Origin of the sequence: Synechocystis sp. FACHB-908 (genome assembly GCF_014698595.1) — a bacterium.
In the GTDB taxonomy this organism is placed as follows: domain Bacteria; phylum Cyanobacteriota; class Cyanobacteriia; order Cyanobacteriales; family Microcystaceae; genus Synechocystis.
The window spans coordinates 1-8,288 of the sequence record NZ_JACJTH010000031.1 but is presented as its reverse complement, the minus strand read 5'-3'; the positions used below and the strand labels follow the sequence as shown (position 1 = coordinate 8,288).

The following is an 8,288-nucleotide window of genomic DNA, read 5'->3' as shown; positions in this document are numbered from 1 at the left end:
TTTATATATCTTGGAAGCCTCAGTTATTTTTCCTCCAGCTTCTATATAAGCTACTACCCTTTGCCTTAAATCTAAACTGTAAGCCATTGTTTAAACCTGTTCATTTTGTACACTCCATAATTTTACATTAAATTCTCTCATCGTTAATTGAAATGACTATATTTTTTGGGAGAAACCTATGAATATTCCATGCGTTATGACAATGGTTGCATTGGTTTACTGACCATTATGAAAAATGTCCGTTTTTTTCCTCCTCTACACATGATTTATGCCTACGTTCCCCTGCCCAGCTTGCACGGTGATGATGTCAATCTAGAGTTGAGTAAAATTCGCATCCAGCCCATCTACGTTACGGCAAAACGTCGTGGCATTATGGGCTATTTGGTCAGTCATTTTCTCTTGCTTTGCACAAAATTAGCTTACTATTTCCTGCGCCATGAAGACGGTTTGATTTATGACAATATTCAATTTAAGCCCAATATTCTATTGAGTGTTGATAAACCGCTAGCCCACTACATTAACTATGTAAACCATTTGGAGCCTTCTGCCTGGTCAAGACAAGAAGTAAAGGAGTAACTGACTAGTTTTCCATTTAAATGGAGCTAAGCGGGCTCGAACCGCTGACCCCTTGCATGCCATGCAAGTGCTCTACCAACTGAGCTATAGCCCCGAGTCACAGTATTCTATTGTGCTGAAAGTGGTGCCCATTGTCAAGCTTTTTACCAAAATTATCCTTGATCTTCTTTTCCCCTAGGGTTCTGGAACAGCGATCGCCAGGGTGGTTTTCCCCTATCGATGGGGGCTGGTTACCATTCATAATCCCGATGCCCAAACCATGTAAAATACAGGGTGATTGTTAAGTTTTTTTAACAGAAAAAGCAAAAGGAGGTTGCCATGGAACGCACATTTATCATGATCAAGCCCGATGGGGTACAACGGCAATTAATTGGGGAAATTGTTGGCCGTTTCGAGAAAAAAGGCTTCAAATTAGTCGCCATGAAGGTGATGACTGTCTCCCAAGAATTAGCCGAAAAACATTACGAAGCTCTCAACGACAAACCGTTCTTTTCCGGCTTGGTGAACTTCATTTGTTCCTCTCCCGTGGTGGCCATGGTCTGGGAAGGTAATTCCATCGTTTCTACTTCCCGCCAAATGATTGGTGCAACTGATCCCCATGCTGCCGCCCCTGGTACTATCCGGGGAGATTACGGTGTGTCCGTTGGTCGCAACATTATCCATGGTTCCGATGCCATTGAAACCGCTAAACGGGAAATTTCCCTCTGGTTTAAGGATGAGGAAGTGAATGAATGGGATGCCACCCTTAACCCTTGGTTGTACGAGTAGATCATTCCCATAACTTTTTGCTTAACCGCCATGGCGATGGAAGTGCAACTATTGTGGGCCAAAATTCCCTTTGTTGGTCGCTGGGCTGTCCACTACTGGTATGTGGTCGGCGATCGCCATGGTCAGAGCTTGGAGAATTTACAAAGATGGGAGGTGTGGCAACGGCGAGAGTTGAAGCTCCCTAGTTGGGGTCATCTCCATCAAAATCTGCTGACTCCCTATGGAGGAGTGGGTAACGGCCCCAGTTTTTTAGCCCAGCAATGGTCTGGCCCCATTGGCGATCGCCTGGGGGAAATTATTCTCAACAGTCCCCAAATCTATCCCCACTGTTACAGCTATCGTTACTGGCCCGGCCCCAATAGCAACACCTATGCCCAATGGGTACTAGAACAGGCCGCCATCAATTTTGACCTGGGCCGACTGGCAGTGGGAAGGGGCTATGGCCAATCTATTTTTTCTCGGTTTTCCCATGGACATCGCCAGTTGGAACGTTAATTCCGTCCGCAGTCGTCAGCAACATATCCTCGATTGGTTGGGCACAAACCCTGTTGATGTACTTTGTTTGCAAGAAACTAAGGTGGTGGATGAAGATTTTCCCCGGCAACCGTTTGAAGAGGCGGGCTACCATTGCCATATTTCTGGGCAAAAGTCCTATAACGGCGTGGCCATTTTCAGTCGGGAACCATTGCAAGACGTGAAAATCGGTTTTGCGGCCCTAGTGGAGCCAGCCTTGACGGGGGATTTGGATGAACAAAAACGAGTGATCAGTGGCGTTTATGACGGTGTGCGGATCGTTAATCTCTACGTTCCCAATGGATCTGCCCTCGACAGTGAAAAGTATTTGTATAAATTGCGGTGGTTAAACTTACTGCAGACCTATCTGGAGCAACTGCGCCGTAGTGACACCCCAGAATTTTTGGTCTGTGGAGATTTCAACATTGCCCCAGAAGACCGGGATATCCATGACCCAGTGGGCCGGGAGAATCATATTATGGCCACTGCCATGGAACGGGAAGCTTTAACGGAAGTGTTGGCGATCGCCAATTTGCAGGATGCTTTCCGTAAATTTACCGAAGAAACGGGCCATTACAGTTGGTGGGATTATCGCACTAGGGGCTTTAGTCGCAACCGGGGGTGGCGCATTGACCACCATTATCTAACTCCCCAACTCTACGACCAGGCCCAAAAATGTTGGATAGATAGGGAACCCAGGGGTTGGGAAAAACCCAGTGACCATGCTCCGGTGGTGGTAACTATCAACAATTAACTAGCTAGAAGAGGAAGATCCTTTTTCCTTACGGGGGGCCACAGAGGGACTGTTTTCATTGATATACCAACTCAAAATTCCTCCGGCGATCGCCGCCGCTGCCAAGAATAGCAACACTGGGGTTAAACCAAATAAACTTTCCGCTACCCCCGCCAGGGCCAAGGGCAAAGACAGGGCAATATTATTGACGTTATTTTCCAGGCCAAATACTTTGCCGTGGAATTCCGGGTCCGTTTCCACCTGCATCAGCGTTTGCATGGGCACCCCCACCATGGCAGCGAAAAAACCCATGATGGTGATGGCAATAAAAGTCAGCACTAAACTGTGGTCAAACAGGGCTAATCCGGTCAGACAAACCCCCATGCCCAGGGAGCCCCAGAGTGCCAATTCCGTGGGGGAAAACCGTTGGCCAATGTAACCAATGCTCAAGGCTCCGATCGCCATACCCAAACCACCAAAAGCTAGTAAAAAACCGAATTGGGAAGCCTTTAACCCCGGTAGTTGGGCCGCCATACTCACCGCCAGTACGGATAGAGCAGCAAAAATGGAAAATAAAATCAATAATTGAATCAGGGCATTGCGTACCCGATGATTTTCCTGGAGATAACGGATGCCATCTTGGATATCACTCAGCACATGGGGGTGGACCAAGTCCGGATCAGCTTGCTTTTCCCCTGTTTTCAGCATTAGCAACACAATGCCGGCCATCAAGTAACAACTTGCCACCACCAGCACCGGTCCCAGATCTCCAGCCCGGGGGAAAAGACTATCCGCCAAGCTAAGCAGGGGTTCCCCGATGGCAAAACCCACAATCAGCACCCCCATCATGGTTAAGGTAGTGAGGGAATTGGCCGCCAATAGATTCCGCCGCCGCACCACCAAGGGAGTGGCCGATTGCTCCGCCGGGGCAAAAAACTGGGTTAGGGTGGACACCGCAAAGGTAACCACCAACAGAATCGCAAAACCCAAGGGCAAAGCAAAATACTGGTGTTCTTCTGTTTGCCAACGACGTAGAAAACTAGGTAGCCATCCTACTGGCAAGTTAATATTCTGGCGATCGCCGAACCAGAGCAGAAACGGCAACAGCAAAATCAAAATGCCCCGGCAAAAGTTAGTGACTACCAACACCTGTTTCTTTTGCCAGCGGTCAACGTAGACCCCAGCTAAGGAGCCAAATAGCACCGCCGGAATCGTGTTGGCGATCATAATGGCCGACACCCAACCGCTAATGGATTGATTTTCCCCCTGGTAATGGTTGGCGATCAGGGCAATCATCAAAACTAGATAAAACTTGTCGGCCAACTGAGAGAAAATTTGGCCAACCCAGAGGAACAAAAAGCGGGAATTTCTTAAAACCGGGCCAAAGCCTTGATTTGCACTCAGCAACTTAGATTCCATGCACAGGGGGTAGGAGGAAAAATAGGCAGTTAATCGATCAGGAGCACAATCATAAACAAACTCCCACGGTTAACTATTCCATTCTCCCAAACGGTGAACGTATTGCGCCGCTCCCCCAGCATACTAATCGGCGAAAATATATTTCCTCAGATCTTCGGGATTGGGTTCGGGGCTAGACTCGGCAAAGGCCAGGGCATCGTCAATTACTTCTTGAATGCGTTTATCGATCGCCTTTAGCTCTTCATTGCTGGCTAATTCGTGTTCCGTCATGAAAGCGGCAAATTTCTTAATTGGGTCCCGGGCAGCCCAAAACTGTTTTTCTTCGGCAGAACGGAGTTCATCGGGATCCGCTAGGGAGTGACCCCGGAAACGATAGGTCAACGCTTCAATCAAGGTAGGCCCTTCGCCTGCCCTGGCCCTAGCCACTGCTTCCGTTGCTACTTTATGCATTGCCACCACATCCATACCATCCACTTCTACCCCCACCATGTTGAACACACTGGCTTTTTTGTAGATTTCTGGTTGGGACGTTGCCCGCTCGTGGGCCATACCGATCGCCCATTTATTATTTTCCACCACAAACAGAATGGGCAGTTTCCACAGGGCGGCCATGTTCAGGCATTCAAAAAACTGGCCGTTATTACTGGTGCCATCACCGAAGAAACAGGCGGTAACTTGGTCGTAGCCGTCATCTTTCAACACTTCCCGGCGGTACTTAGTTTGAAACGCCGCTCCCAGGGCCACGGGAATCCCTTCCCCGATGAACGCAAAGCCCCCCAGGAGATTATGGGCCGAGGAAAATAGGTGCATAGAACCACCCCGACCCCGACTGCAACCGGTTTCCTTACCAAACAGTTCCGCCATTACTTCCCGAGCTGGAACTCCCGCACTGAGGGCATGAACATGGTCTCGATAGGTACTGCAAACGTAATCCTCATCCTGGCGCATGGCTTTGATTATCCCAGAGGACACCGCTTCCTGGCCGTTGTAGAGGTGGACAAAACCAAACATTTTGCCCCGGTAATACATCTCAGCGCATTTATCCTCGAAGAAGCGACCCAGGACCATGTCTTCGTAAAGCACTAAGGCGGTTTCTCTGTCCAGGGAAATTTCTGCGGTGTTCAATTCAGGCAAAATGCGTTCTGAAACCATAGTACAATTTGCAGTAGATAAAGGGGAAGGGGTTTTATATCCCTGTTAGATTCTATGCGAAGTCGGTCAGCCCCATCTAGTCGGGGTAGGATAGAACACAATCTGATCACTTTGGTCTTTGAGCATTGTGAGTGTTTCATTGGTAATCGGTAGCCCCCATGTCTAGTTCCCGTGGCCCCTATAAGAGTCGTCTTTTTACCAATCTCAATCGCCAATCCCAACGGTTACGCGATCGCCTGGGGGAAACAGTACGTCATCTGCGGGTGGCTGCGGAATGGGGCGTACAGGCTTTAATTTATCCCTTTTACTGGTTACTCCATCCAGAAAAGTGGTTAGGGCCAGTGTTGGGGAGCGGGGGCAATCAGCATCAACGGGTTTTACCTGCCGGAAAAGATGGAGACAAGGTAAATTCTGGGGATAGGGGAGATTTGGCGATCGCCGTTGACCAGCCCATTGAAACGGTACTTACCTCCCTCCAAGCTTGGTTTGACCATGCTGAAGTGGAGCAAACTGGTCAGGGTTTAGTTTTAGTCCAAGATTTCTCCGCTTTAGTCAATCATCAATCCCCTGGGGAAAATATTGTTTCAGTTCATAATCAAGACCTAGCTTTACCCGGACAGCCAGAAAAACCGGCTTTACCCCCCAGTGCCCACCCATCCCTGCTAGCTAAATTGGGGGAACAGGTTAAAAGCATTTTCCAAACTGACAACAATGCCATTGTTATTCAAGGTTTAGCTTCCCGTTGTGGCGATCGCCGGTTAGTGCTGACCACCAAAGACAATTTGACTCTGGATGTGTTTTCCTCGGAGCAACAGCAACAATTGCAACAACAAATCCGGCGGGAGTTGGCCCAATGGCATTATCAACGTCGTCGGCAATGGGCTTTACAGGCCCAAAATTGGCGGGGTATCCCTCTGATTACCGGCAAAAGTGACCAGAGTGGGGATCTGGAACGACAACCCCGAGTGATTGCGCCCCTGGATTGGCTCTGGCAGGGCATTTACCGTTGGCAAACTAGACCGCCCTTAACGACCTTGGGACAATCCACCGGGGCCATTATCCCCACAGCGGTTTCAACCCCCGATCTTAATGGCTTAAAACATTGGCTCACCCAGACTGCCACAACCCTGGGACAACAACCCGTTATTGAAGCCACCGTAGTTAAATCTCAACAACTATCCCAACAAATTGTCGAAGTGCTGCCCCCTACAGTGCAACATCTGGGGCAGGGTTTACAGCATCGGGTACAACAAACCCTCGAGCAATTATTCAATTCCGATCGCCATCCGGTTAATGGCCCTGATCCGTTCGAGTTAAAAGTGATTCTCCAAGCGGCGATCGCCTACTTTTTCGGTCCCCAGAGAAGTGGTTCAGCCCAATCGTTGGCAGGGGAAGGGGGAAATAATCCTGTTTTACCAGGGGAAAATTCCAGTCCGTGGTTGGCTTGGGAAGAATTGTTTGCTGATTTGCCCATGCCCGCCATGGTTACGCCTCTACTGGGCCAAGGCAATGGATCCGCTACCACAGCCCATACCGTTGAACAATGGACAGAGGAAAGCATTGAAAATCCCCACAATTTTGCGTTGGTTCCTGGTAATAATTCCCCGGCGATCGCCCCTAATCGCCGTGGTCGTAAACACCCTGGCCGTAAGCAATCCGCCTTGGTAAATTCCGTTTTCCCCAGTCCCCCTGGGATGGTGGCGCAAGATCCCTGGCTGGAGGAGGATTGGGCTTTAGATGAATTAGAGGAAAAAGTTGTGTCTGCCCAAGGGGAGACTAAACCCCAAGGAAAATCGCTTCACTCCACGGGGCAAATGGCCCATCAAAGGCGATCGCCCCAAGAATTGGAAACCGCTTTTGATTGGATTGAAACCCAGGCCCAGAGTTTGGGCTATGACAAACACGTCTTGGTTTGGTGCTTGGAATGGCTTGATCGTCTGGTGTACGGCTTGGAACAATTACTGGGAAAAATTTGGCAATGGCTCCGGCAAAAATTTGGCCAGACGACGGGAGGAGCGGATGTTTTGCCCCCTTCTTCTTAGGGTTGGAGAAAATGAGTCCTTGATTCTTCTCCAGCAAACTTTTGGGTAATTCAGGAAAGAGGCGAACTTAAAAATCAAACACCTCCGCTTCGGCTAGGGGAAGACCCCGTTGATCCTTGAGAGATAATAGGGGAGTGGTGGTTAACGACCAATCAATGCCAATGGCCGGGTCATTCCACAATAGGGTGCGCTCATAGGACGGTGCATAGTAATCCGTTGCTTTATACAGCACCTCTGCCTCCGGGGAAAGAACGGCGAAACCGTGGGCAAAACCGGCGGGAATCCATAGCTGTCTTTTATTGTGGTCATTGAGCACACAACCCACCCACTGGCCAAAACTAGGGGAATTACGGCGCAGATCCACTGCCACATCAAAAATTTCTCCCCGGGCCACCCGAACTAATTTTCCCTGGGGATGCTGGATTTGATAATGTAACCCCCGCACTACCCCCTGACGAGAAAAGGAATGATTGTCCTGCACAAAATGGGGTTCTATGCCCACTGCCTGCTGGAAAACCTTGTCGTTGTAGCTCTCAAAGAAAAAACCCCGTTCATCGCCAAAGACTTTGGGCTCCAAAATCAACACATCGGCGATAGTTGTGGGAATCACGTTCACAGATTAAATTCCTCTTTAGGGTTACGACACCCGAAAAAATACCATTAATCCGGCAGTGGAGAAAAATCTGGAAAGATTAAACGGCCAAGAATTTTTGGATAACTTCCTGGCTCAAGGTTTGGGTTTCCCCGGACGCCACAATGCCTCCTTTTTGCATGGCATAGTAACGATCAGCGTTGATCAATCCCTTTATGTTGCTGAATCCCAGGGGCTTAATCGCTGTTATTTTGCTCCCTAAATAGGCTGATTATTATTCCAAAGCTAATGAAAAATTATCCCTTGTCTTATGCTTTGTAAGGTTTCACTCGATAATTCCCCCAATTTCCGATCTAGTCTTGTCGTTGGAATAGATCCTAAGAGCGTGTTTGAAAAGTAGGGTGAAGAATGGAAAATGGTGAAAAGAATAAAATTTTCACCATAATTAATGATAATTCGAGAATTTTACAGCACGGACATCACAGATAGCCAG

At 48.7% G+C, this 8,288-nt stretch carries 9 protein-coding genes, 1 tRNA gene and 1 pseudogene; 5 read left to right on the top strand and 6 right to left on the bottom strand.

Annotated features, from left to right (window positions below):
* A partial coding sequence (locus H6G46_RS10995; RefSeq protein ID WP_242021163.1) for an IS630 transposase-related protein occupies positions 1–87 on the bottom strand: 87 nt, incomplete at its 3' end.
* A gap of 78 nt (positions 88–165) precedes the next feature.
* Here H6G46_RS10995 and H6G46_RS10990 point away from each other — a divergent pair.
* Entirely contained in the window at positions 166–576 is a 411-nt protein-coding gene (locus tag H6G46_RS10990) for a hypothetical protein (RefSeq protein WP_020862230.1), read from the top strand.
* A gap of 21 nt (positions 577–597) precedes the next feature.
* Here H6G46_RS10990 and H6G46_RS10985 read toward each other — a convergent pair.
* Positions 598–670: transfer RNA gene (locus H6G46_RS10985), tRNA-Ala, on the bottom strand.
* A gap of 224 nt (positions 671–894) precedes the next feature.
* Between H6G46_RS10985 and ndk the strand changes: the two genes are divergently transcribed.
* Genes ndk through xth form a run of 3 tightly spaced genes read left to right on the top strand, consistent with a single transcriptional unit; the run spans position 895 to position 2,611 of the window.
* Positions 895–1,344, top strand: coding sequence for a nucleoside-diphosphate kinase (gene ndk / locus H6G46_RS10980; RefSeq protein WP_010873220.1), 450 nt, complete (start codon positions 895–897; stop codon positions 1,342–1,344).
* 30 nt (positions 1,345–1,374) lie between these two features.
* Entirely contained in the window at positions 1,375–1,839 is a 465-nt protein-coding gene (locus H6G46_RS10975; protein WP_010873219.1) for a DUF3750 domain-containing protein, read from the top strand.
* Positions 1,814–2,611 (top strand): exodeoxyribonuclease III, encoded by a 798-nt coding sequence (gene xth / locus H6G46_RS10970; RefSeq protein ID WP_014407127.1) that lies wholly within the window; start codon positions 1,814–1,816, stop codon positions 2,609–2,611. Before H6G46_RS10975 ends, xth begins: the two co-directional genes overlap by 26 nt.
* Here xth and H6G46_RS10965 read toward each other — a convergent pair whose 3' ends face one another.
* Complete coding sequence (locus tag H6G46_RS10965) at positions 2,612–4,009, bottom strand: MFS transporter (protein WP_010873217.1); 1,398 nt, start codon at positions 4,007–4,009, stop codon at positions 2,612–2,614.
* Positions 4,010–4,132: 123 nt separating this feature from the next.
* On the bottom strand, positions 4,133–5,161 hold the full coding sequence (gene pdhA / locus H6G46_RS10960) for a pyruvate dehydrogenase (acetyl-transferring) E1 component subunit alpha (protein ID WP_010873216.1): 1,029 nt from the start codon (positions 5,159–5,161) through the stop codon (positions 4,133–4,135).
* Positions 5,162–5,319: 158 nt separating this feature from the next.
* On the opposite strand from pdhA, the gene H6G46_RS10955 reads away from it, so the two are divergent.
* On the top strand, positions 5,320–7,203 hold the full coding sequence (locus H6G46_RS10955) for a hypothetical protein (protein WP_010873215.1): 1,884 nt from the start codon (positions 5,320–5,322) through the stop codon (positions 7,201–7,203).
* Positions 7,204–7,270: 67 nt separating this feature from the next.
* Here H6G46_RS10955 and rfbC read toward each other — a convergent pair whose 3' ends face one another.
* Positions 7,271–7,819: a dTDP-4-dehydrorhamnose 3,5-epimerase gene (gene rfbC / locus H6G46_RS10950; RefSeq protein ID WP_010873214.1), complete on the bottom strand. Its 549-nt coding sequence runs from the start codon at positions 7,817–7,819 to the stop codon at positions 7,271–7,273.
* A 76-nt stretch (positions 7,820–7,895) separates the two neighbouring features.
* Positions 7,896–7,994 (bottom strand): annotated as a pseudogene (locus tag H6G46_RS10945) (ABC transporter ATP-binding protein); the annotation flags it as partial.
* Positions 7,995–8,288 lie beyond the last annotated feature (294 nt).